The sequence below is a fragment of the Thermostichus sp. MS-CIW-34 genome, assembly GCF_054060435.1.
Genome location: NZ_JBSSDE010000013.1, coordinates 1 through 23021, shown reverse-complemented (window position 1 = coordinate 23021; position 23021 = coordinate 1). Strand labels below are relative to the sequence as shown.

The 23021-nt window shown below is 58.1% G+C and carries 23 protein-coding genes; 12 read left to right on the top strand and 11 right to left on the bottom strand.

Going from position 1 to position 23021, the window contains the following annotated elements; genetic code table 11:
- The first annotated feature begins 477 nt into the window (after positions 1-477).
- Positions 478-1191, top strand: a complete 714-nt coding sequence (locus ACVWYY_RS06390) for a biliverdin-producing heme oxygenase (RefSeq protein WP_457439922.1) — start codon at positions 478-480, stop codon at positions 1189-1191.
- A gap of 47 nt (positions 1192-1238) precedes the next feature.
- On the opposite strand, the gene ACVWYY_RS06385 is transcribed toward ACVWYY_RS06390, so the two are convergent.
- The 3 genes from ACVWYY_RS06385 to ACVWYY_RS06375 all read right to left on the bottom strand — a co-directional run bounded on the left by ACVWYY_RS06385 (position 1239) and on the right by ACVWYY_RS06375 (position 3237).
- Positions 1239-1769: a pentapeptide repeat-containing protein gene (locus ACVWYY_RS06385; protein WP_414388677.1), complete on the bottom strand. Its 531-nt coding sequence runs from the start codon at positions 1767-1769 to the stop codon at positions 1239-1241.
- Between the two features lie 117 nt (positions 1770-1886).
- Positions 1887-2216: a zinc ribbon domain-containing protein gene (locus ACVWYY_RS06380; RefSeq protein WP_457439919.1), complete on the bottom strand. Its 330-nt coding sequence runs from the start codon at positions 2214-2216 to the stop codon at positions 1887-1889.
- Entirely contained in the window at positions 2101-3237 is a 1137-nt protein-coding gene (locus tag ACVWYY_RS06375) for an RNA-guided endonuclease InsQ/TnpB family protein (RefSeq protein ID WP_457439917.1), read from the bottom strand. The genes ACVWYY_RS06380 and ACVWYY_RS06375 overlap by 116 nt, the downstream gene beginning before the upstream one ends.
- Before the next feature lie 156 nt (positions 3238-3393).
- Here ACVWYY_RS06375 and pyrR point away from each other — a divergent pair, with 156 nt between their 5' ends.
- From pyrR to ACVWYY_RS06360, 3 genes are all read left to right on the top strand, one after another.
- Complete coding sequence (gene pyrR / locus ACVWYY_RS06370) at positions 3394-3942, top strand: bifunctional pyr operon transcriptional regulator/uracil phosphoribosyltransferase PyrR (protein ID WP_414423664.1); 549 nt, start codon at positions 3394-3396, stop codon at positions 3940-3942.
- Between the two features lie 51 nt (positions 3943-3993).
- Positions 3994-4965 carry a putative 2-dehydropantoate 2-reductase gene (locus tag ACVWYY_RS06365; RefSeq protein ID WP_414341611.1) on the top strand — a complete coding sequence of 324 codons (972 nt, stop codon included), beginning with the start codon at positions 3994-3996 and terminating at the stop codon, positions 4963-4965.
- Positions 4966-5044: 79 nt separating this feature from the next.
- The gene (locus ACVWYY_RS06360) at positions 5045-5617 is read left to right on the top strand and encodes a metal-binding protein (protein WP_414341609.1); all 573 of its coding nucleotides are present in this window, start codon (positions 5045-5047) and stop codon (positions 5615-5617) included.
- A 1169-nt stretch (positions 5618-6786) separates the two neighbouring features.
- Here the strand turns inward: ACVWYY_RS06360 and ACVWYY_RS06355 are convergent.
- Complete coding sequence (locus ACVWYY_RS06355) at positions 6787-7542, bottom strand: ankyrin repeat domain-containing protein (RefSeq protein ID WP_457439914.1); 756 nt, start codon at positions 7540-7542, stop codon at positions 6787-6789.
- Positions 7543-7993: 451 nt separating this feature from the next.
- Here ACVWYY_RS06355 and ACVWYY_RS06350 point away from each other — a divergent pair, with 451 nt between their 5' ends.
- A complete protein-coding gene (locus ACVWYY_RS06350; protein WP_457439912.1) occupies positions 7994-8578 on the top strand; it encodes a DnaJ domain-containing protein in 585 nt (194 codons plus the stop codon).
- Here the strand turns inward: ACVWYY_RS06350 and ACVWYY_RS06345 are convergent.
- Positions 8575-9987 (bottom strand): 2-succinylbenzoate--CoA ligase, encoded by a 1413-nt coding sequence (locus tag ACVWYY_RS06345; RefSeq protein WP_457439910.1) that lies wholly within the window; start codon positions 9985-9987, stop codon positions 8575-8577. The genes ACVWYY_RS06350 and ACVWYY_RS06345 overlap by 4 nt on opposite strands.
- Before the next feature lie 146 nt (positions 9988-10133).
- Here ACVWYY_RS06345 and petG point away from each other — a divergent pair, with 146 nt between their 5' ends.
- From petG to ACVWYY_RS06325, 4 genes are all read left to right on the top strand, one after another.
- Positions 10134-10247, top strand: coding sequence for a cytochrome b6-f complex subunit V (petG, locus tag ACVWYY_RS06340; protein WP_011433989.1), 114 nt, complete (start codon positions 10134-10136; stop codon positions 10245-10247).
- Between the two features lie 63 nt (positions 10248-10310).
- A complete protein-coding gene (locus ACVWYY_RS06335; protein WP_457439961.1) occupies positions 10311-11939 on the top strand; it encodes a bifunctional pantoate--beta-alanine ligase/(d)CMP kinase in 1629 nt (542 codons plus the stop codon).
- Positions 11940-12083: 144 nt separating this feature from the next.
- Positions 12084-12248 carry a hypothetical protein gene (locus tag ACVWYY_RS06330; RefSeq protein ID WP_187147237.1) on the top strand — a complete coding sequence of 55 codons (165 nt, stop codon included), beginning with the start codon at positions 12084-12086 and terminating at the stop codon, positions 12246-12248.
- Positions 12241-13278 carry a hemolysin family protein gene (locus ACVWYY_RS06325; RefSeq protein ID WP_414424684.1) on the top strand — a complete coding sequence of 346 codons (1038 nt, stop codon included), beginning with the start codon at positions 12241-12243 and terminating at the stop codon, positions 13276-13278. Before ACVWYY_RS06330 ends, ACVWYY_RS06325 begins: the two co-directional genes overlap by 8 nt.
- A 35-nt stretch (positions 13279-13313) precedes the next feature.
- Here ACVWYY_RS06325 and ACVWYY_RS06320 read toward each other — a convergent pair whose 3' ends face one another.
- The 3 genes from ACVWYY_RS06320 to ACVWYY_RS06310 form a co-directional block, all read right to left on the bottom strand.
- Positions 13314-13631, bottom strand: a complete 318-nt coding sequence (locus tag ACVWYY_RS06320; protein WP_457439908.1) for a hypothetical protein — start codon at positions 13629-13631, stop codon at positions 13314-13316.
- Positions 13632-13646: 15 nt separating this feature from the next.
- Positions 13647-13985 (bottom strand): hypothetical protein, encoded by a 339-nt coding sequence (locus ACVWYY_RS06315; RefSeq protein ID WP_457439906.1) that lies wholly within the window; start codon positions 13983-13985, stop codon positions 13647-13649.
- A gap of 200 nt (positions 13986-14185) precedes the next feature.
- Positions 14186-16288, bottom strand: coding sequence for a HAMP domain-containing sensor histidine kinase (locus tag ACVWYY_RS06310; protein WP_457439904.1), 2103 nt, complete (start codon positions 16286-16288; stop codon positions 14186-14188).
- A gap of 267 nt (positions 16289-16555) precedes the next feature.
- Here ACVWYY_RS06310 and ACVWYY_RS06305 point away from each other — a divergent pair, with 267 nt between their 5' ends.
- Positions 16556-17533, top strand: coding sequence for a deoxyhypusine synthase family protein (locus tag ACVWYY_RS06305; RefSeq protein ID WP_457439902.1), 978 nt, complete (start codon positions 16556-16558; stop codon positions 17531-17533).
- Between the two features lie 10 nt (positions 17534-17543).
- Here the strand turns inward: ACVWYY_RS06305 and ACVWYY_RS06300 are convergent, their stop codons facing one another.
- From ACVWYY_RS06300 to ACVWYY_RS06290, 3 genes are all read right to left on the bottom strand, one after another.
- Positions 17544-18011: an ankyrin repeat domain-containing protein gene (locus ACVWYY_RS06300; RefSeq protein ID WP_457439900.1), complete on the bottom strand. Its 468-nt coding sequence runs from the start codon at positions 18009-18011 to the stop codon at positions 17544-17546.
- A 103-nt stretch (positions 18012-18114) separates the two neighbouring features.
- On the bottom strand, positions 18115-18933 hold the full coding sequence (locus ACVWYY_RS06295; RefSeq protein WP_457439898.1) for an MBL fold metallo-hydrolase: 819 nt from the start codon (positions 18931-18933) through the stop codon (positions 18115-18117).
- A complete protein-coding gene (locus ACVWYY_RS06290; protein WP_011433980.1) occupies positions 18930-19583 on the bottom strand; it encodes an anthranilate synthase component II in 654 nt (217 codons plus the stop codon). Before ACVWYY_RS06290 ends, ACVWYY_RS06295 begins: the two co-directional genes overlap by 4 nt.
- A gap of 195 nt (positions 19584-19778) precedes the next feature.
- On the opposite strand from ACVWYY_RS06290, the gene ACVWYY_RS06285 reads away from it, so the two are divergent.
- A complete protein-coding gene (locus ACVWYY_RS06285) occupies positions 19779-22187 on the top strand; it encodes a DEAD/DEAH box helicase (RefSeq protein WP_457439896.1) in 2409 nt (802 codons plus the stop codon).
- 40 nt (positions 22188-22227) lie between these two features.
- Entirely contained in the window at positions 22228-22587 is a 360-nt protein-coding gene (locus ACVWYY_RS06280) for a hypothetical protein (protein ID WP_414331067.1), read from the top strand.
- Positions 22588-23021: the final 434 nt, after the last annotated feature.

Here is a 23021-nt window from a genome sequence, read left to right as displayed (position 1 = left end):
TTGGAAAATCTCGGCAAAACCGCTGGGGATCCCCTTTTGGCTGCCGGGGCAGGGGCGGTTTCCGCCATGCCTTAAGGATTGTTCACATCCATTCACACTCAGGCAGATTATTCTAATCTTTGACCGTTTTTGCGGATCATCCGCTGCTCCAGCTCGGATTTCCGGTCGACCGTGGGGATCGGAGGGGTGGTTCTGACAGGCTCAGCCGGTCGCCAGGGTGGACGCGGCGCCGGTCTTTGTCGCTTTTGAGATGCACGCTGTTGATGCAGGCTAGGGGGCAAGACGCGGAGCCATCAATCATGAGAAAGGATCGGGAATGGGTTTACAAAGCTTCTCAGGCTGGGGGAACCTCGGGATGGCTTGCGGGTGATCTGCGGGTGATCTAATGAAGCACAGTTTGTTGGCGAGGAGGGTTTTGTGAGTCAAAGTCAGAACAATCAGAATAAAAAAAGTGATCTGTATAACCGGGACCACAGCTTGTCGGCCCAGTTGCGAGAGGGCACCAAGCAGTCCCACACCATGGCCGAGAACATGGCCTTTATCAAGTGTTTCCTGAAGGGAGTGGTGGATAAACGGGCCTACAGCCGCTACGTGGGCAATTTCTACTTTGTCTACAGTGCTCTGGAAGAGGGCTTTGCCCAACTGCGAGAGCACCCCCTGGTGGGCCGGCTCTACTACCCAGAGCTGTGGCGCAAGGCCAGCCTGGAGAAGGATTTAAATTATTTTGTTGGCCCCAACTGGCGCTCTTTGGTCAAGCCCTCCCCTGCCTGCCAGGTCTATGTCAACCGCATCCGAGAAGTGGTGGAAAAAGATCCACTTCTCCTGATCGCTCACGCCTACACCCGCTACATCGGTGACTTGTCGGGTGGCCAAATCCTCAAAAACATTGCCCGCCGGGCCATGGGCTTGCCGCCAGGGGAAGGAACAGCTTTTTACGATTTCGAGCAGATCCCCCACGAGGGCAAGTTCAAGCAGCGCTACCGCGCCCAGCTGGATGCGTTGGAGCTGGATCAAACCACCATCGACCGCATTGTGGCAGAGGCCAACTATGCCTTCAAGCTGAACATGGACTTGTTTAGGGAGTTGGAGGGGAATTGGCTGTTGTCGATGGCCCGCTTGGCCTGGAATTCGCTGCTCAGCCAGTTTCAACGCAAGCCCACCCGTTCTGAGGCAGCCGCTCCCAGCTCCTGAGCCCTAGATTCCAGATCTCCCCTCTCCCAGAGGAGAGGGGGTGAGGGCTAGTTACATTCGAGGGTGTCGCGGGTGGCCCGACCAGTTACAGGGTTAACGCCGGTGGCCCGTTCACAGAGGATGGAGAGGGCGTCTTGCCGTATTAAGGCATTGGTGAAATCGGCCCCATCAATTTGGATCCCTTCGACTCGGGCCAGCCACATCATGCTGTCCTGCAGTTGCGCTTCTCGCAGATCCGCACCCTGTAGGTTGGCCATGTCCAAAGTGGCCCCCCGCAGGTCGGCCCCGCGCAAGTTGGCTTTGCTGAGATTGGCCCCGAATAGGTTTGCCCCTGCCGCCTTCACGTGGCTGAGATCGCTTTGGCGCAGGTTGGCCTTGAGAAACTTCCAGCCGCTCAGGTCTTGCCCTGCAAAGCTCACCCCCTGCAGATCTCGTTTGGTGTAGTCCTCTGCCTGGGCCGGGGATCCCAGCGGAGTAACCCCCAGGCAGAGTATCAGCCCGCAAAGCACCATCCCCCGCAGGAAACGGCTCAGCCAAGACCGCCTCGCCAGAACCGAAGCCAGCCAAGCAACAGACATCGTGGATCCCTCCCTCAAGGAAACCTCCATGGCTTGGGAATTGCTTCTGGTTTTAGAATTGCTTCTGGTTTTATCTTACCGGATAGGGATCCCGCCGGCAGGTTGGGCTATCATGAACTACCCCACCGCATAGGCGGATGGGGTTTCTGATGCCCCATCCCCTTGACGGCAGGATTTTAGTCTCTTCCTCTGCCCCAGGTGCTTCATAGCCCCGCAGGACTTTGAAGTAGAGCTGAAGCATCCAAGACTCACGAGGCCGGTTCCCAACCCCGGTTGCCGATTAGTGGCAACGTTGTACATCACCATCACCGAGCCCCGATCCCTCGGGATTTCAAACCCACAACCAGAGCAGACATGATAGCGGTTGCTCAAGTCCGCCCACTCCTTGTGGACTGCCCCGCACTTGGGACAGCGTTGCGAGGGCTTGAGGGTTTGCGTAGGAAACATGAGAACTAAACCACCTTTCTGCTCGATTTTGTAGGTAATCATCTGGTTCAATGTACCGAACCCCACCGACAAAATCGACTTGTTTAGCCCTGCCTTGCGCTTCCCACCCTTGCGGGTCATCCCTTTGACATGCAGCTTCTCCGTTACGCCGTTCGCCTACGGCGGCGCGGAGCGCTTCGCCATAACGACAAGCTATCTCTGACGTAACTTTGTGTTGCCAGTCTCTTCTCTGACGAGCAGCCTTTGCTTGCAGTTGCGCTTCCCGCCGGTGAATTTTCTTCCATCTCCTGGAAGCCTTTACGCCCTTTTTAGGGGCACGCTTTCTGCGCTTCAGTCTGGCGACTCTGCGAATCTTCTCCTCACTCCGCTGGGTAAAGCGGGGATTAGTAATCTCCCGAAACTCCGCCCCGTCAAACAACGTCAGGGCGGTCTCTGTACCCAAGTCATAGGCAACGATAGATTCGTACTGCAAATCCGACTGCGACCCAAACTTAGGCTCTGGTATGGCAACCTCAACCGTAAACGAAGCGAACCACTGCCGCCGGGACGGCTTGTAGACAAGGGTCAGCGTTGTTGGCACGCCCCAATGCTTGGCTTGACCGCGCATTTTCAGGGTAATGCCCAAGTCATTGAGTGTGACCGTGCCATGCTTCCCCGTGCTGTTGACCTTCCACCCCGACCGAGCAGGATACGTCCAGCCCGAATACCGGCGAATGGACTTGAACCTCGGCTTCCTACTCAGTCCTCGAAAGAACCGTTGGTAAGCATAATCCACCCGCTTGACGGTGGCTTGCAGGGCTTGGGAGTTCAGTTGGGCAAACTCCACCCACACCTGCTTGAATTCGGGGAGTAGGTTCTGCTGTTCCAGGTAGGTCACCGTTCGGCGGTGGAGCTTGTACTCGGTTTCCCGGTGGCTGACACAGGCGTTGTAGAGGTAGCAGTGCAGACGACGAGCCTCGAGCAAAGCCTTTTCCTGAGCTTTGCTGGGATACAGTCGAAAGGTCTGCCTTCTGGTTGCCATATGCGTTATCCTACCCCCACCTGTCCCAGTTCTGAGTGCTCCACAAATCCAGTGGCGCTATCCATCCCCACCCTACAGAGGGTGGGGAATTCCGCGCGTTTTGTTAAAGTCTTCTACAGACCAGATCCGCGATTGGCGAGGGGGCGACAGGGATCCATGTCCGAGATCGAGGTCTTCGATGCGGAGCAGTTGGCCGGGCTGATCGAGGGTCTGGCAGAGGCGATCGGCAGGGATCACCCCCACCCCCAAAAGTTGACGTTGATCGGCATTCGCACCCGGGGAGTTCCCCTGGCCTACCGCCTGCGGGATCGGATTGCCACTCTGCTGGGGATCCCGCCCCAAGTGGGGGAGCTGGACATCACTTTTTTCCGCGACGATTTGAGCGCCGGCGGGTTGCGCACCCCCGATCGCAGCGAAATGCCGCGTGACCTAACCGGCCAAGAGGTGGTGCTGGTAGATGATGTGATCTTTCGCGGTCGCACCGTCCGGGCGGCTTTGGAGGCCCTAAACCACTTTGGGCGACCGGAACGGGTGCGATTGGCGGTGTTGATTGACCGGGGTCACCGACAGTTTCCCATCCAGCCCGATTACTGCGGTTGTCAGCTTTCTACAGAACCGGAGCAAACGGTGAGAGTCCATCTGCGGGAAACCGATGCAGAAGAGCGGGTGCTGTTGATAGACAAAACAGCAAAGATTAAACCCTGAGCCAGCGCTGGGGTGCGGTATTTTAGGGATGACCTGCCGAAACTCACTGCCATGTCTTGGTTGCCGGAAACCCGCCGCTACGCTGTTTTGGGCACGGGCGCTTTGGGAGGATTTTATGGGGCGAAATTGCAACAGGCGGGCTTTTCGGTGCATTTTCTGCTGCACAGCGACTATGACCATGTTCGCCAAAGCGGCCTCTGGGTGCAGTCCTGCTGGGGGGATTTTCATTTGCCCCAGGTGAATGCCTACGCAGCCGTGGAGGACATGCCGGCTTGCGAAGGCGTGATCGTGGCTTTGAAAGCCACCCAAAATGCGCTTCTGCCGCACTTGATCCCGCCTGTGTTGGCCGAGAATGGCGTGGTGATCTTGTTGCAAAACGGGCTGGGGGTGGAACCCGAGATTGCCGATTGCGTTGGCCCAGAGCGGGTCATGGGGGGCCTCTGCTTCATCAGCTCCAATAAGGTTGGCCCCGGCCACATTCACCATCTGGATTACGGTTCGGTGCTGCTGGCAGAGTACGGCCCTGGCTATGCCCCCCAAGGGATCACGCCCCGCCTTCAACAAGTTCAAGCCGATTTTCAACGGGCAGGGATCCCGACCTCTCTCTCTCCAGATTTGATGTTGGCCCGCTGGCAGAAACTGGTCTGGAATATTCCCTTCAACGGCCTCTCGGTGGTGTTCAATGCCGATACTCAGCAAATGATTCGAGACCCTGAGGCCCGTGCTTTGGCGGAAACGCTGATGCAGGAGGTGATACAGGGAGCTGCAGCTTGTGATCGCCTGCTTCCCGACTCCCTGATCCAAGAAATGCTCACCAATACCGAGAAAATGGCCCCCTACCGCACCAGCATGAAAATCGACTATGAGCGCAAACGTCCTCTGGAACTGCAGGTGATCTTCGGCAACCCCCTGCAGTACGCTCGACAAGCTGGGATCCATCTGCCACGGGTTGAAATGCTCTACCGACAGTTGCAGGTGTTGGATCGCCTGAATCGAGGGATCCCTGGGGAGCAGCAGGCTTAAGTTTTTCAAGATCCGGCGGAGCGATCCCAGGGCTGGAGCAGGCTTTCTCCTTTGCTTGCGGGTAGACTGAGCCGCAGTCGTGTACTGTTGCTCTGGCTTTATGCCGCTGGGATCCACCCACGATCGCATTACCCTCTGGACGGCCCCCGGCATCACCCTAGCCGCCGGTGTGTTGGGGAACAGCACCACAGTTGCCCTGGCTGTGGGATCCGCCTATCTGTTCAGCGGCCTGATGTTTTCTGGAGATCTGGACACCTGTTCCCGACAGTATCAACGCTGGCTGTTCTTGCGCTGGATTTGGCTGCCCTACCGCAAGTGGATGCGGCATCGCTCCTTTTGGTCTCATGGGCCGATTGTGGGCACCGCCGTGCGGGTGCTGTACTTGAGCCTATGGGCAGGAGGAGCTGGCCTGCTGGGGGCTTGGCTGGGATCCCGGTTGGGCTGGTGGATGTGGCAACCCTGGGTGTGGGGCAGCGATCTCTGGCAATTGCTGCAAGTTCACGCCGAGATGCTCTTTTGGATTGGGATGGGGTTGGAACTGGGATCGGTGAACCACAGCCTAAGCGACTGGATGGTCTCCCGCTGGAAACGCTGGCGCAGAAAACGCCGTCAGGTTCGATCTCCTGCCAGGCGACTCAGCTATCGTGGCTAGGGATCCATTGGGCCAAGGTTTGATTTTTCGCCCGCCACGGCATTTGAATGGCAGTGAGGTTACCTACTGTTCCGCAACGCGTAGTCATTTATCTCACCGTCAAGGTGAAACAAACGACCGGTTGCTTCCTGCTAAGGCCTCCGGCCCGCTGCGCGAGCAGTTGAAATAGAGGGTAATAAGAACCACGACTGCTATCAGCCCCTCACCCCCCCTTGAACCTGTGCTGTGCCCACAACTCCGCGACCTATCCTCTCAAGAGGGCTGAAACTGCAAATCTTGGCCAATTACCCTTTAGCCCAGGTACTCTGCTTGTGGCCATTTCGATTCAAACTGGGACACTGCACCCATACCTAAAGCCTTGAATACAGGGAATCAGAAGGCTCTCCTCAGTAGCCCAAGCGTCTCACCCTAACTTGAAACGACTACTTGAAGCAGTTTTGTCAAGAACATTTCCTCTTACGTTGGCTAGGTATTGCAATTCAATCTCAATAAAGCTATGCTGTTACTCAGTTGAGTGGTGGAGTCATATCCATCAGTCTTCCTCTCTTGTCTTGGATGCGGCAGGGATCCTGTGCTGGCAGAGCTGGCCATCTGCGTCAGCAGGGATCCCTTTTTCTCCTCTCCAAGGCTAAGCAAGGTTCTGTGCTAATGAGAGTCAGAATCAGTTGATAGAGAGATTCTTTGCTTGCTCATGTCAATCTGTGGAGGTGGCAGTGTAAAGGAGCAACAGCGGCTGAGGGTTATGGCTTTGGAAGGGGGCAATCTGGCTTCGGGAACCGGAAGACAAGACCGAATACAAAGATTGCTGCTCTAGTTTCCTTTGCAAACTTGTCAGAAGCTAAGGAAAAAGACCAACCTTTTGGGACAAACTGTCTGTCCTATGTCTTGTTTTGTCGTTCAAAAATTTATGTTGGGCTCAAGAGAAACTCTAGAAAAAAGTTGAATCAGGTGGAAGAATCAGTTAGAATCTAGCTGGCGTTAACGCTAACCGCGACGAAGAGACTGGAGGGAGGAAAGCCTAACAGCCTCTCTCCTTTTTTCTGTAGGGGTTAGCCTCACTCTCAAACCCCATCTCATGAGAAGGGAGGAAGACCAAATACCCTATGACTTGAAATAGCAGCATTTTCATTAACTTTTGTTTTACTCTCTATGCCAAACTTGATACTAAGCTAAAGAGTTGCTCCTCGATCTTGTAACCATTGGACAGCCAGCCTGTGTTGGCGTTTTTGTGCATAGGCTAAGGGGGTATGCCCATCTTCATTGCGAGGGTTTAGTTCGGCTCCATTTTCCAGCAAAAGCTCCAGGATTTCGATGTGTCCTTCCCAAGCAGCCCAGTGCATCGGTGTCGCCCCGAATCGGTTGCGTGCATTCACATTGGCCCCGTACAAGAGCAAAAAGCGAGCAATCCCCAAGTTCCCTTGAGTGGCAGCTTCATGCAGAGGGGTTCGGCCTGTCTCATCAGTAGCGTCCACCGGCGCTCCCTTGGATAAGAGGCGGGCCAGAATGCTTTTTCGACCGGTGGCTGTGGCCCAGTGGAGAACACGACCAGTGTTGGCTCCCTTTTGGATGAGCAGACCGATTACTTCTACCTGATCGGTTAAAGCAGCCTGATGGAGAGGGGTATAGCCATGGTTATCTGGGAGATTGATATCACTGCCTGCCCTCAAGAGACGCTCCACCAGCTTGACCTGGCCGCTGTCGGCAGCCAAATGGAGAGGGGTAGCACCTGTGGGATCTAAGGCATTGGGGGAGGCGCCATATACTAAGAGCAAGTCCAGCAGTCCCAGATGGCCAAGGAGTGTCGCTTTATGAAGCAAAGTCATTCCCTGAGCATCGACAGCATTCACATCTTCCCCCCGCTGCAAATGGGCCAATAATTGTTTTAGATCTCGATTGGCAAGAGCTTGATGAAGCGATTCACTCATAACAGATAGAAATAAAAAAGCCAAGTTGCAATGAAGTTGGGCAACAGGAAGGGATCCTCGATAGGCCGGAATGGAGGCTCCAAACAACTTGGGCAAAGTCTAACACTGGATCCCTGCTGCTGAGGGAAGCGGGAGAACCAAGCGCTTGGTGGGATCCCTTGGTCAAGCCAGGGCCGCAGCGATAGACTAGAGCTGGTTTTTGGCCAGGTCTTTTCCCGATCCCTTAGCTTATGGGGGTGTGGGGGTAGCTAAGCCCCGCGCTGTACCCGTAGGGTCAGTGCTGGGATACAGATACCCCCACATGGTGTATGATGGGAGCAGTTGCACAAAACGGCTTTTGCCGGAATCTGGTGCAACTACGCGGTGGGACATCCCGTGTCTGCTCGCTGAGGGTTCTTGCGAAAGCTCCCCGATGAAGCGAGAAGCCCACCCTGTACCCGTAGGGTCAGCGATGGGAGTATGTCACTACGCGATCCTGAACCTATCTCCTGCAGCGGACATTGAAGAGATTAAACAGGCGTTTCGACGGTTGGCGCGGCAGTTTCACCCTGATGTGGCAGGGGAGGGATCCCGAGAGCGTTTCCAACAAATCCACCAAGCCTACCAAGTGCTGAGCGACCCTGAGCAGCGGCGGCGCTACGATGCACAACGTCAATCTCCACCCAGCTCTCCTGCTGCCGGCGAAAGGCGGGTGGTCATTCGCAGCATAGGCCCCTCATCGGCAGAGCAGCCCAATCCGGAAGGGCTCAAGGAGGGGATTGCCCGCGTCAAGGCAGCCTGGCGGGAGCGGAAGTTGCCCACGGCGGTGGCCCAGGCAGAGGCGCTGCTGAAACGGTTTCCCAACTCCAGCGAGGCCATCCACATCTTGGCGTTGGCCTACCAGCGCTTCGGCAACCATTTGATCTACGAGGGGCGCTATCAGCAGGCGGAAGCCTACTTGAGAAAAGCTTTGGCCACGGAGCCGCACAACCGAGAATTGGCCTTTGAAATCAAGCGAGATTTAGCCCGTCTGGGCATTCGGGAGGGATCCCGCTAACTTGCCTGCGTTGGGATCCCCAACGTCTGAGCTGCCCACTGCCGGAGTTGTTGGCGGTTGACTTTGCCCTGAGGGTTGCGCGGGATCCCCGTACACCACAGCCAGTGCTTGGGGTGCTTGAAGGGACTCAGTTGGCGGCTTAGGTGTTGCTTCAGGTGCATCTCCAGCTCTTTGGGGATTGCCGGGATCCCTGTTTTGGGGACGACCACCGCCACCACCTGCTGCCCCCATTCGGCATCCGGTAGGCCCAACACGCACACATCTTCCACCCAGCCGCTGGCTCGGATCTCCCCTTCCACTTCTGCAGCCATCACCTTTTCCCCGCCGGTTAGGATTAGGTCATCGGCTCGACCCAGCCAATGGAGGTGACCTTGGGAGTCGAGGTAGCCCCAATCCCCAGGGGCAAAACCCTGCTGTTGCCACTTGCCCAGGCCCTCAGCCTCCCCCGCCAAGGGGTAGTAGCCTAGGGCCAGGGATTCGGCCCAGACGTGGATAGAGCCCACTGTCTGGACGGGTAGGGGATCCCCTTTTTCGCTGCGGATCTGGAGCGTGGCGTGGGGCAGAGGCCGACCCAGACTGTCGCTCCCTTGCCAAAAGGCTTCTGGCAGTAACGTACACACCTGGGAGGCGGTCTCGGTCATACCGTAGGTGAGGGCAAGGGGAAGGTGAAGTTGCCGGGCCTGTTGCCGCAAGCTGGGCCAGGTGGGGCCACCGCCGACCAAAATGGCCCGAAATTGGCGCAGGCTCTCCAAAACTCCCGGATGGGCGCTGAGCAACAGCCGTTGCAACTGAGTGGGCACCAGCGATAGAAAGCTCCCCGGCAAAGGGGGATCCCAAGCCTTGGCCTGCTGTTGCCGTTTCCAATCCCAGACAACCCACTGCCCACCGCTCAGCCAGGAGCGGACTGCCTGCATCAAGCCGCTGACGTGGTACAAGGGCAGAACGCAATAGCTGTGTACAGGCCCAACGGCAAAGTGCTGTTGGTGGGCTTTGGCCGAGGCGCTGAGGGTCAGCCAAGAGTGCATGGCCCATTTTATCTGGCCGCCGGAGCCACCGGTGGGGATGCCGATCAGCGGCCAATGGGAGCTGGGCACAGCTTCCCGCAACTCTCGCAGGCGCGGATTCAAGGGGGCGGGATCCCCTTCCAGTCGGCCCTGGCGCCAGCACCAGCCGGATCCCATATCCGCCAAAGCCTGTCCCCATTCCCGTTCTCCCCAGTGGGGATTACCCAGGAACAGCGGGATCCCCAAGCGTTGGCAGGTCAAAACTGCCGCCCACACCTGCACCGGATCGGAGTCTGCCACCAGCAGGGGAACGGCCTTGTCTGCCAAAGGGCGCAGTTGCTCTTCCAGTTCGGACAGGCGCCCCTTCAAGTCTCCGCCATCCCCGGACAAGGCAATTGATCTCATGGGTTGTGGGTGTGCAACCTCAACGGCTTCGCCGATTCCCTGCATTGTATTCGAGGATGCCCGCTCAATTCCCTTGACAGGAAAGGGTGAGGATGGGTTTGGGCTTGGCTTATCATGATCTAGGTTTGAACTGGGAGGTCTGTGTTGTGATCGAGCCGATTTTGTTGGGGATCGTCTTGGGCATGGTAGTGGTCACCTTGGCGGGCTTATTCGTGGCAGCCTACAGGCAGTATCAACGCAGCAACAAGATCGGCCTGTAGGAGCAGCCTTTGGGGGGGTTGGAGAAAACCCATAGGGGAGAGAGAGATTGAGGTGGCATGGCAATGCACTGGCTGCGCACAGTTGCTGCTTTGCGGGAGCAGGTAGCCGATTGGCGGGGATCCACAGTTGGCTTGGTGCCCACGATGGGATCCCTGCATGAGGGCCATCTCAGCCTAATCCGCCGCTGCCGGCAAGAGTGTGACCACACGGTGGTCAGCATTTTCGTCAATCCGCTGCAATTTGGCCCCAACGAAGACTGGGATCGCTATCCCCGCGACGAAGAGGGGGACCGAGCTTTGTGCGAGGCAGCAGGTGTGGATGTGGTCTTTGCCCCTGACCCGCAAGAGATGGGAGCCAATCCGGCAACCGGAAGCGACCGCACCTGGGTCATGCCCCCCGAATCCCTTCTGCAGACCCTCTGCGCCCCCCACCGACCTGGCCACTTTCGCGGTGTAGCCACCATTGTGCTGCAACTGCTGAACCTGGTGCAGCCGCAGCGGGCCTACTTCGGCCAAAAAGACGCCCAGCAACTGGCGATCATTCAGCGTTTGGTTCGGGATCTGCAAATACCCACCACGATTGTTCCCTGCCCCACGGTGCGAGAAGCCGATGGCCTCGCCTGTAGCTCCCGCAACCGCTACCTTTCTGCTGCTGAACGACAGGTGGCTGCCGGGCTGTACCGGGCCTTGCGTCGGGGATATGACCATTGGCAGGCCGGGGATCCCTCAGCAGAAGGGATCCTTGCCGCCGCCCGTGCTGAGCTGGAGCATACCCCAGAGCTGCAACTGCAATACCTGGAATTGGTGGATCCCCAAACGCTGCAACCGCTGCCGCGGGTGGAAGACAAGGGCCTGCTGGCCATTGCTGCCTATGTGGGGCAGACTCGCCTGATCGACAACCTGCTCCTTTCCCCAGAGCAAGGGGATCCCTTGCCGGAGAGAGTCCAGCATGCGGCACCCCCTTCTTCCGGCACGACCTCTCCCCCGCGTCGCCCGCTGATTGCCATCGACGGCCCGGCTGGAGCCGGAAAATCCACCGTGGCGCGGGCAGTAGCCGCCCAGCTGCAGCTTTTGTACTTGGACACGGGGGCCATGTATCGAGCCATCACCTGGCTGGCACTGCAACGGGGTATCCCTTTGGACGATGCCGAGCAACTCACCCAACTGGCCGCCCAAACCCAGCTCACCCTGCAGAGCGGCACCTCTTCGACAGAGCCGACCCGCATCTGGGCCGATGGCGAAGAAATTACCCAGGCCATTCGCTCTCCGGAAGTGACCCGCTGGGTCTCTCACGTGGCGGCAGTGCCGGGAGTACGCCAGGAGCTGGTGAAGCGGCAACGCAGCATTGGCCGGGATGGCGGTGCTGTCTTGGAGGGGCGGGATATCGGCACCCACGTCTTTCCTGATGCAGAGCTGAAGGTTTTCTTGACCGCTTCTGTTGGGGAGCGGGCGCAGCGTCGGCAACACCAACTCCAAGCCCAAGGGCAAATGGTACCCCTTGAAGAATTGAAGGCGCAAATCGAGCAGCGGGATCGCCGTGATAGCGAACGGCTGATTTCTCCTTTGCGGCCTGCCCCCGATGCCATCTTGATCGACACAGATCACCTGAGCCAATCCGAGGTGCAAGACAAAATTGTAACGTTGTACCGGCAGCTTTTGGAGCGATCTGGCCCGGCCCGTTTAGATCAGTAGCTTTGACTCAATCAAGACTAAATCAACGGGACAAGTCAGATTTCCGCATGATTTTCAGGGAGCTGGCCGGTTTGAACAGCTTGATCCCTCTCTCATTTCTCATTGAAGATTTTCGTTGAAGATGCAGTTGATGAGGGGGCACGGATGCCGAGCTATGGGTTGAGTGATGAACTTTGGCAAAACCACCGAGGTGTTGAGGTGCCGGAGGGGATCCCGTTGATGATGGAAATAGGCCGACCCGCTTTTCTCTCGATGAGCCAATGCTACCTGTATCCCGTTCCGCCGTCGCGAACGGAGCGCTATGGTTAATGTCTTTCTCTTGGCCTTTCTGCTGCTCCTCTCAGGAGCTTGCTCTGGGGCCGAAACCGCCATCACGGCCATGGACAACCTGCGCCTGGAATCTCTGATCGAAGAGCAAGGGGATCCGCAGGGCTTGTATCGACTGGCCCAACAACAGCGCTCGCGGCTGATCACCACCCTGTTGCTGGTGAACAACTTTGTCAACATCGGCATTGCTGCTCTGGCCACAACCCTCTCTATTGAACTGTTGGGAACCCAGATTGGAGCTTTGGCCGCCACCGTGCCCACCACAATTGTGGTGCTCCTCTTTGGAGAAGTAGCCCCAAAGTCCTTGGCGGTGAGCCATCCGCTAGGGGTGTTCCGCTGGGTGGTGCGGCCTGTTCATGTCCTATCGGTGCTGCTGCGCCCTTTTAGCGACGCTTTTGAGTGGGTTGTCAGCAGGCTCTTCAATCTATTGGAATTCTCCCCCCTGACGGCCACCGCTTCTCTCAAGGATTTGGAGCTGCTGATCGATGTGTTGGGGCAGCGGGGGCTGCTGGATTGGCAAAAACGGCGGCTGTTCCGCGGTGCCTTGGCTTTGGACTTACTCCAAGCGCGGGATGTGGCCAAGCCCAGAGTCAAGATGGAGACCATCTCCCACGACAAAACACTGCAGGATGTGGTGAAGCTCTGTTTGGAAACGGGCTACTCGCGCATCCCCGTGCAGGGAGAATCCAAGGACGAGATCGTCGGCATTATCCACCTCAAGCAAGCCTTGCGCTATCTCGATCAAAAAGGCAATGCCGAAGTGACCCAGGCGATGGCACCGCCTTTTTTTGTGCCGGACACCAAGCGGGTCAGCCTGTTGCTCAAGGAAATGCTGCGCTCTCGCCAACACCTGGGGATCGTGGTGGATGAGTTCGGCGGCACCACCGGCCTGATCACGCTGGAGGACATTTTGGAGGAGCTGGTGGGGGATATTTACGACGAGAGCGACCTCTCCCCCCTACTGCTGCAGCGACAACGACGACCAGGTGGAGCTTCTACCTCCCCTGGCTGAGAACAGGAGCAAGGGGATCATCCCCTCTCTAAGTCCTAGCTGGCTCTGGAGGGATCCGTCTCCGCGGCTGTTGGGTTTTCATGCGCGCCGGGAGTGAGCTCCCCAAAGCCGACCTCGACGGGATAGCGGGCCACAAAAAAGATCCAGAAGCTGTGGATCCCTAGCCCCAAAGCCCACCAGCCCAACAGGGGCACCAGCCACGGCCAATCCGCGCGGTACAGTTGCTGAAAAAACACCAGCCCAGACCCGCTACAGAGGAAAACAGACAGGTGGGCGGCATAGGTATAGCGATCATCCAGCTTGCGAAATTCGGGATCCCGACGGGAGGGCTTCCGGGGCCAGCGAGGCGGCATGGCAAAACCATCCAGTTAAAACCTTCTCCAGTGTAGAACAGCCGTCGGCGGGGATCCCTGAGACTGGGGATCGACATTTCTGCTGCGCAACCCCAGCTTCACCGCGCCTTTGCCCAGCCAGCGCACGAGCCAACCCATCAACAGCACCGCCACCACCGCCAGCAGCAGAGAAGTGACGTTTTCGCCGGTGGCCAACAGCGGGTTGCCCAGCCCCCCTGTGTGGTGGTAGAGGTCACCAGTGTGGCACAAAAATGCGAAACTGAGGCCCAACCCCCAAAAAATGGCCGGTATGCCCTTCATATCCTCAGCGTTGATGGGAGTGCTGATACATTCACGCTGAACTCTCCTGAACATGGTTCAGGAAAGAAGCGATCGCATCCTGCCTATCTCTGAGCAGGAAGGCGGTATCCCGCAAAGCCCTGAGGAATACCCCCCGAGCGCTTTCCCCCTTCACTTCCCGGCAACCGTTGCGGTGGACTCAAGGATCAGGGGGAAACTTGGTCTACTATATCCCTCTCAATGACTTTTGCCAAACCGCCTAAAGCTCAGTAAATTCAGCAAAGTTCAGGGTTTTGGGGGTTAGAGGCATGCTCCCGCCAGCAGCAACTGGGGGGATCCGTCTCGGCTGGCTGAACCTCGAACTCCAGCGGTCCCTCTTCAGTGTACAGGTGCAGGTCGAACCAGAAGGTGGATCCCTGTTCTAGCTTGCTCTCCAGGCGGATGCAGGTGTGGTGCTTTTCCAGAATGTTGCGCACAATGGCTAAGCCCAAGCCCGTCCCCTCCAGGGTATGCACGCGGTTCTCCACCCGGAAAAAGCGGTCGAAAATCCGCTCCTGATCTTCTGGGGCAATGCCAATGCCTGTATCGGCCACTGCCACCCGCACTGCCTGCGGGGATCCATCCGCCTGAACCACCAGGTGGGCATGTACCGTCACCAGGCCCCCTGAGGGGGTGAACTTGAGGGCATTGCCCAGGAGATTGGTCATCACCTGCAGCAGCAGATCGTAGTTGCCCCAGACCAGCGGCAGATCCGGATCGACGAACTTGCGCAGCTGGATCCCTTTGTCGCGGGCCTGCAGTTGGTGGGTGCGCAAAGTCTGCTCGATCACTGCCGCGATGTCGACACCTTCAAAGTGGTACTGCTTGCCCGATTCCAGACGAGACAAATCCAAAACATCGTTGACCAGGCGGGTGAGGCGATCGGTTTCGCGGTTGGCAATTTCCAGGTAGTCCAGCCGCTCCGCCGAGGACATCTGCTCGCCGTACTCGTAGAGGGTCTCGATAAAAGACTTGATGCTGAAGAGGGGGGTGCGCAGCTCGTGGCTGATGTTGCTGATGAATTGAGCCTTGGCTTCGTTGAGCTCCACCTCGCGGGTGATGTCCTGCACCGTCATCACGATCCCCTTGAGATTTTGCCGCCGCGGATCCGACACCGGTGAAAGCAGAATGCGAATGACGCGCTTGGTAGGGCCGGTGAGGTTGACGCGAACTTCCTCTGCTTCTTGATCCCCGCGGGCAATTTGCATCAGGGGGCGGGCCAGTTGCTGCTGCAGATCCTCCGGCAACAGCTCCGGCAGGGGTTTGCCCAAAACGGGATCCCCTTCCCAGCCAAACATACGAGAGGCGGCAGGATTGAGCAGCAGCACCCGCAACTCGGCATCCAGCAAAATGGCGGCATCGACGATGGAGAAGACCAAGGTCTCCAACTTGGCTTTGGCGGCAGCCAGTTCTTCGATGTTCTGTTCTTCGTAGCTTTGCAGCCGCTCCGCCATCTCGTTAAAGCTGTCGATGAGCTGGGCCAGCTCGCCCCCGAAGGGCAGGTCGATGCGCTGCTTGAAGTTACCTTTGGTGATCTCCTGGACACCCTTGACCAGCTCTTTGATGGGATAGGTGATGGTGAGGGCATTGACCACCGCTCCCAGGATGGCCAAGACCCACACCGCCAAAAACACCCCAATCGAGACCTCCCGCGCCAATTGTGTGGAGCGCACCAGGGCGGGATTGGGATTGATGCCCAAGCCGAGGGTGCCCAAAAAGCGGCCCTGATGGTAGATGCCGACGAAAATATCCGTCACCCGCCCAGCAGGGGTAAGGTGGGTGCGCACCAGCGGTTGGCCCTCAGCAGGAGGACGGTTGTCCGGCAGTTGCATGCGACGGGTAAGGCTGAGGGAGGTTTTCACCTCCTGATTGGAGAACGGGATCCCGTAGTAGATGTTTCCTTCGGGATCGGCGTAGAGCAAATAGCGGATGCTGCTGGTGCTCTCAAAGTACTGGCGGGACAGTTGCGCCACTTCGCCAATGCGATCTTCCGCAATCAGGGGGGCGACATTGGCGGCCAAGAGCAGCCCCAGATCTCGGCCAAAGCGGGCTTCGTTGAAGCGAGCATCCTGCTGCACGGTGCTGACGGCCCAGAAGGTGAAACTGCTCACCACCAATGAGACCACCAGCGTTGCCACAAAGAGCAACTGAGTTTCCAACCGCAGTTTTTGCTTCCATCGCGCCCACCAGCGCCGCAGGGATCCCATAGAGATCCCGGTCGTTGTTGGCACTGACATGTCCACAGCGCCAGGCAATGGCTCGGCAGGAGAAGAAGCCAGCTCAGGAGATTGGACTTCGGCAATGGGCTCGGCTGGCTCGACAGTGCTGACAGGAGGCATGAACCCAACGTGAACAGATAGCGTGAACGGATATAGGGCGGTGATTCGCCACCATTCTGACATGGGCAGGCGATCCCTTTGTCTCAGCCAAGGCCGGGTGAGAACCGGTATGGGATCCCGGCTTCGCAACGCAACCTGCTCCAGCCGACCTGCAGGGGAATGGTTGCCAATACCGATAAAGGTATCCCCAAGCAAAGCTTGTCAGCGCCCCTAAAGTTGATAGACTAGAAAACCGTGCTTCACCAGGTCAGAGTGACCGGAAAAATCGTGACCAACAGCCCCGTCAGCCAATTTATCCAACATCATTTTCGCCACTTCAACGCAGCCGCGCTGCTGGATGCAGCCAAAGGTTATTGTGCTCACCTGGAAAAGGGCGGCAAGATGATGGTGACCTTGGCCGGTGCCATGAGCACAGCAGAGCTGGGCCTTTCCCTAGCGGAAATGATCCGGCAGAACAAGGTGCACGCCATCTCCTGCACCGGCGCCAACCTGGAAGAGGACATCTTCAACCTCATCGCCCATGAGTTCTACGAGCGGGTGCCCCACTACCGCGATCTTAGCCCGCAGCAGGAGCAGGAACTGCTGGAGCGGCACATGAATCGGGTAACCGATACCTGCATTCCCGAAGAGGAGGCGATGCGGCGCTTGGAAAAAGCCCTTTTGGAAGAGTGGATCGGCGCCGATCAGGCGGGCGAGCGCTATTTTCCCCATGAGTTTCTCTACCGGATTCTGCGCAGCGGCCGGCTGGAGCCCTACTACCAAATTAATCCCCGGGATTCTTGGGTTTACGCCGCTATGGAGGCCAACTTGCCCATCTATGTGCCGGGATGGGAGGACTCCACCACCGGCAACATGTATGCCGCCCACTGCATCACGGGTGAGATCCGCAATGTGCATACCGTCCGCACAGGGATCGAGTACATGATCCACCTGGCGGACTGGTACACGCACACCTCGGCGGAGTGCTCCATTGGCTTCTTTCAAATTGGCGGCGGCATTGCTGGGGATTTCCCCATTTGTGTGGTGCCCATGCTCCATCAAGATCTGGGTCGCCAGGGCGTACCCCTGTGGGGCTATTTCTGCCAGATCAGCGACTCCACCACCAGCTACGGTTCCTACTCGGGGGCAGTGCCCAATGAGAAGATCACCTGGGGCAAATTGGGGATCGACACCCCCAAATTTGTCATCGAGTCGGATGCCACCATCGTGGCGCCTTTGATCTTCGCCTGGGTGCTGGGGTGGTAGAGAAGGGGAATCAATCTGTATGCCCGTCGGTTGAGGCGGAGCGGGGCCAGCGGGACAACAGGGTTGCAGCTTCCCAGCGGCGCAGATCCTGGGCAATGCGCAGGGGCGTGAGGCCGTAGCCGTCCGGCTCGTCGATCTCGGAGCCATGTTCCAGCAGCAGCCGAACGACCTCGGGGTTGCCGGACCAAGCGGCAAAATGCAGGGGAAGGCCACCGGCGCCAAAACGAGCGTTCACCTCGGCCCCTCCCTGGAGCAGGGCTTTCGTAACCTCAGGGTTGCCCAGGCGAGCCGCTTGGTGCAGTGGGCTAGCTCCCCCATGGTCTAGTTGATTGGGATCCGCCCCCGCTGCCAGCAAAAGACGGGCCTTGAGACCGCTCTCCACGAAAAACAGGGCTGTCTTGCCCCGCTCATCGACGGCGTTGGCGTCTTTCCCCAGCCAGAGAGCCAGTTGCAGCCGCAGCGGGTTGGCTTGGACCAAGGCTTGTGGATCTTCTGGTAGGGAGTATCCATAGAATCCCAGACCCCCCACTAGCAGGGATCCCAGTCCGACAGCGATTTTTAGGACCTGACCTCGCATAGCCCTATTCCTCAAAGAAAAGGATGGCGAGCCCCTGCCTGGGCAGAGCCTGGGCCGAGAGCAGCAACGGGTTGCTGAGGGCAGGTTGCGCGGCAGCAGCGGGGAAGAGACGCAAAAACTCCTGCAGCGGCAGCAGCTCGCATTGGGATTCCTCGGCGGCGGCCGTGCGATACATGGTGGGGATGACCAGCTTGGGCTGCAGCGCCTCAATGGCCGCCTTGGCCCCGGCAGGATCGTAATTTTTCGGCCCACCCCCCACTGGCACCAGCAACAGGTCGGGGCGAGAGAGCAGGATGGACTGTTCTCGCGTGATGGGCAAGGCAGCTCCCCCCAAATGCACGATGTCGATCCCGGCCATGCGCCAGCGCCAACCCACATTCACGCCAAAGCGAGGGCCACGGGGCATGCGTACCCCCTGCACACGGATCCCGTCAATCAGATAGTCTCCCGGCTGAAACAGCACCTTGGGGTTGCCGGGCACCACATCCAAAGCACCCTCATCCAACAAGCGGCTGCTGAGCAACACCAGATCGGCAGCAACTCGTGGGGCAGGATAGCCAGCCGTACAGCCCGCCGGACGAAACGGGTTGACCAGAAACCGTTGGCCTTCCCCCTCGAACAAAACACAACTGTGGTGCAGCCAAGTCAGTTGCAGCCCCTCCAAGCTCGAGCCGGGGGTGAACTCTATAGACCCTGGGGTTGTTGGCGTTTCCGAACTGTGTACGGGAGCAGTCTGAGCGCCCGCCTTGTGCCCTCTGGCCAGGTTCACGGCCATCGATCCCAGCAGCCCAGCGCTGGCTTGCAGAAGCTGGCGACGCTTCATGGAGTGGGGATCCCTGATGTAACAACGGCAACGGTTTCCTGAGGTTTCTGCGAAACATTGGGCTGAGCAGCAGTTGAGGCTTTGGCGCTGCGCAGGAAGTTGCTCAACAAGCGCTTGCCCTCTGCAGTCAAGATGCTCTCCGGGTGGAACTGCACGCCCTGAACGTGGGGATAGCGGCGGTGGCGTACCCCCATGATGATCCCATCGCCTGTTTGAGCCGTCACCTCCAGCTCGTCAGGACACGTAGAAGGCTCGATCACCAAGCTGTGGTAGCGGGTGGCCGTGAAAGGCTGGCTCAACCCCTCAAACACCCCCACCCCTCGATGGTAAATGAGCGAGGTTTTGCCATGCATCAGCTCAGGTGCGCGCACGATCTGACCACCATAGACCTGGCCAATGCACTGGTGCCCCAGACAAACCCCCAAAATCGGCAGCTCTGGCCCCAGCTCCCGAATCAACTCCAGGGAGATCCCGGCATCTTCCGGCCGCCCTGGCCCAGGAGAGATAACTACAGCTTGCGGCTGCATTCGGCGCAGGTCGTCAACGGAGAGCTGGTCATTGCGAAAAACCTGAAGCTGAGCTCCCAACTCCCCCAGGTACTGCACCAAGTTGTAGGTAAAGCTGTCGTAGTTGTCGATGACGACCAGCACGATAGCATCCGGCAACGGCACCCCATTTTAGCACTTGCTTGAGCTGCTGTTCTTGATCCAAAGAAGCAGAGTAACTGGCGCTTTTTGCAGGGGAGCAGTCGACGCCCCAAGAAAGCTTGTATCCTAGAAGGTACAACCCACAGGAAGCAGTGAATTGGGCGGGTTTCCAGGTTTCCCAATGTTGATTTGGATCCCATGAGTGCGCTTCTCTCCCCGGCAACCGATTTGCTGGACGAGTTGCGGCAGCTTTTCCCCTTCGAGCTGGACGACTTTCAGATCCGAGCCATTCAGGTTCTGGCTGCTGGGGAATCGGTGGTGGTCTGTGCTCCCACGGGATCCGGCAAGACCCTGATCGGAGAGTATGCCATCTATCGGGCCCTATCCCAGGGCAAGCGGGTTTTCTATACAACGCCCCTGAAGGCCCTCTCCAACCAAAAGTTCCGGGATTTTGGCCAGCAATTCGGCCCAGAACAGGTTGGCCTGCTCACCGGCGACATTTCCATCAACCGGGATGCACCGGTCTTGGTGATGACCACCGAGATCTTCCGCAACATGCTCTACGGCACACCGATATCCTTGGCAGTGCAAAGGTATGCCTACGGCGAACGCGATGACGGCACAGAATTCTCAGAGGGCGAGGTGGATCCCTTGCGGGATGTGCAGGCGGTGATCTTGGACGAATGCCATTACATGAACGACCAGCAGCGGGGCACCGTCTGGGAAGAAGCGATCATCTACTGCCCCCCCACGATCCAGCTCATTGCCCTTTCTGCCACCTTGGCCAACAGCGACCAGCTCACCGATTGGATGAACCAGGTGCATGGCCCCACCCATCTGATCGACTCCAACCACCGCCCGGTGCCGCTGCAATTTCACTTTGCCAATCGCAAAGGGCTGTTCCCCCTGCTGGAGCAAACCGAGTCGGGGCAGTGGGTTCGCAACCGCCGCTTGAAAAGCAAACGGCCCAACTCCCACGAGCCCTCCTGGGCAGGAGTGCCGGACATAGCGCAGGTGTTGGAAAACTTGCGCCAGCGGGACATGCTGCCGGCCATCTATTTCATCTTCAGTCGCAAAGGCTGTGATATGGCCGTGGCCAGCGTAAGGGATCTGGACTTGGTAGCCAGCGAGGAAGAACGGCAGCAGTTGGCCGACCAGATCGACCGCTTTTGTCGAGAAACGCCCGAAGCTGTCCGCCGAGATCAGTTGGATGCCCTTTACCGGGGTATTGCCGCTCACCATGCCGGCATGTTGCCTGCCTGGAAGGGACTGGTGGAGCATCTGTTTCAGCAGGGGCTAGTGAAGCTGGTCTTCGCCACTGAGACTTTGGCCGCCGGGATCAACATGCCCGCCCGCACAACTGTCATCTCCTCCCTTTCTAAGCGCACCGACAACGGCCACCGCCTCTTGACCGCTTCCGAGTTCATGCAAATGTCGGGCCGAGCCGGACGGCGGGGCAAGGATATCATCGGCCATGTGGTGACGGTGCAATCCCCGTTTGAGGGGGCCCAAGAAGCTGCGCGGCTGGCCACCTCTGGAGCGGATCCCTTGGTGAGCCAGTTTACCCCCACCTATGGCATGGTGCTGAACCTGCTGCAAAAGCACTCTTTGGAAGCAGCACGGGATCTGATCAACCGCAGCTTTGGACAATATTTGCTCTCGTTGCAAAAGTTGCCCGAACAACAGGAGATCCTGCACACGCGCGCCGAGCTGGAGGAGATCGACCGTCTCTTGGGAGGCATTGCCGACGAAGATATCGCCCGCTATGAGAAGATGCAGGCGCAACGGCGGGAAGAACGACGCATTTTGCGCTACTTGCTCAAACAACGGGAAGCTGAGCCGGATCCCACCTTGCGGCTGTTGGCTTTTCCCCACATCCAAGCCCAAGAGGAAAAAATCCGTGCCCTAGAAGCTCAAATCCGAGAGAATCCCGCTCACCAAGTGGGGAAAAAATTGCTGGGTTTGCGAGAAAAACGACAGCGCTTGCTCAAGCGCCTCGAGCACCTGGAGCGGCAGAGCGATTCCGTGCAGGAGTTGCGCTGGCAGCAATTTATGGCCTTGGTGGGGGTGTTGCAGGATTTCAACTGTCTGCAAGAGTATCAACCTACCGATAGCGGAGAGGTGGTGGCCGCGCTGCGGGGGGATAACGAGCTCTGGCTGGCGCTGGCTCTGCTCTCGGGTGAGTGTCAGGGCTGTGCTCCCCATCATTTGGCCGGAGTTGTGGCTGCCTTGGTCTCAGAGGCTCCCCGTTCAGGTACCTACAGCCGGCTGCGCACCTCGGGGCTGGTGGAGGATGTGCTGCACGGATTGCGGGGTTTACGGCGGCAGCTGTTCCGCAGCCAACGGCAACACCAGGTGTTTCATATGCCGATCGGGTTTGAGCCCAGCTTGGCTGGGATCGTCGAACATTGGGCGCAAGGGATCCCTTGGGAGACCCTGGAAGCCAGCACCAACCTAGATGCCGGAGACCTGGTGCGCCTGATCCGCCGCACGCTGGATTTGCTTTCTCAGATCCCTTATGTTCCCCATCTGCCGGCGGAGTTACGGGAAAATGCCCGTCAAGCCCAAAAAATGCTGGATCGCTTCCCGGTGAGCGAGTTGATCTAGCGAGCTCAGACCGTTTGCTGTTCAGTGAGGTTGCAGCTCTATGATGCCCGCCGGTGAACCCACCCTCAGGGATGTGTTGAGTGTTATTGAAGAGATCCGGCAAGATGTGGAAGAGATCCGACAGGATGTGGAAGGACTCCGGCAGGATGTCTCCAGAACCAACGAGCGGCTAGAAGCCCTGGCAGCCGATCAAGCAAAGCGCTGGGCCGAGCAGGAAAGACGTTGGGCTGAGCAGGAGAGACGTTGGGCCGAGCAGGGGATAGAAAACCGGGTGATCCTAGAACGAATTGACACCTATCAAAAGGCTAGTGCCCAAGTGGTTAACCTGGCTTTTGCCTTGATTGGAGCTGCCACCGTAGCTCTTGTCGGCATCGTCCTACGGTTGGCCGTTAGTCTATAGTCAGCTGGTTCGGCAAAAACTTCGGCAGGCAGGATGGCCTTGCTTCTCTATTCGGCAACTGGTACGGCTTGTCCTTGAGTTTGGCATTCCGAATGGCCATCTCTGGCAGGGCCATGTCCCACCCCGTCTGTTATATCCCCTATTGTGTCCCACTTTAGCCTGGATTACAGTGGGTTTCCCCGGTCTATCGTGGACACTAAAAAGCCCAGAAGCCTTGCTGGGTAAGAGCTTTCTGGACTTCAGTGGACGTTATCGGATTACGGAGAGAGTGGGATTCGGTCGCGCCAGCGGGCCGGATGGCCTTACCCACGGTGAGTTGCTCTCACAAACAAGTTCCAGCGGAGAGAGTGGGATTCGGTCGCGCCAGCGGGCCGGATGGCCTTACCCACGGTGAGTTGCTCTCACAAACAAGTTCCAGCGGAGAGAGTGGGATT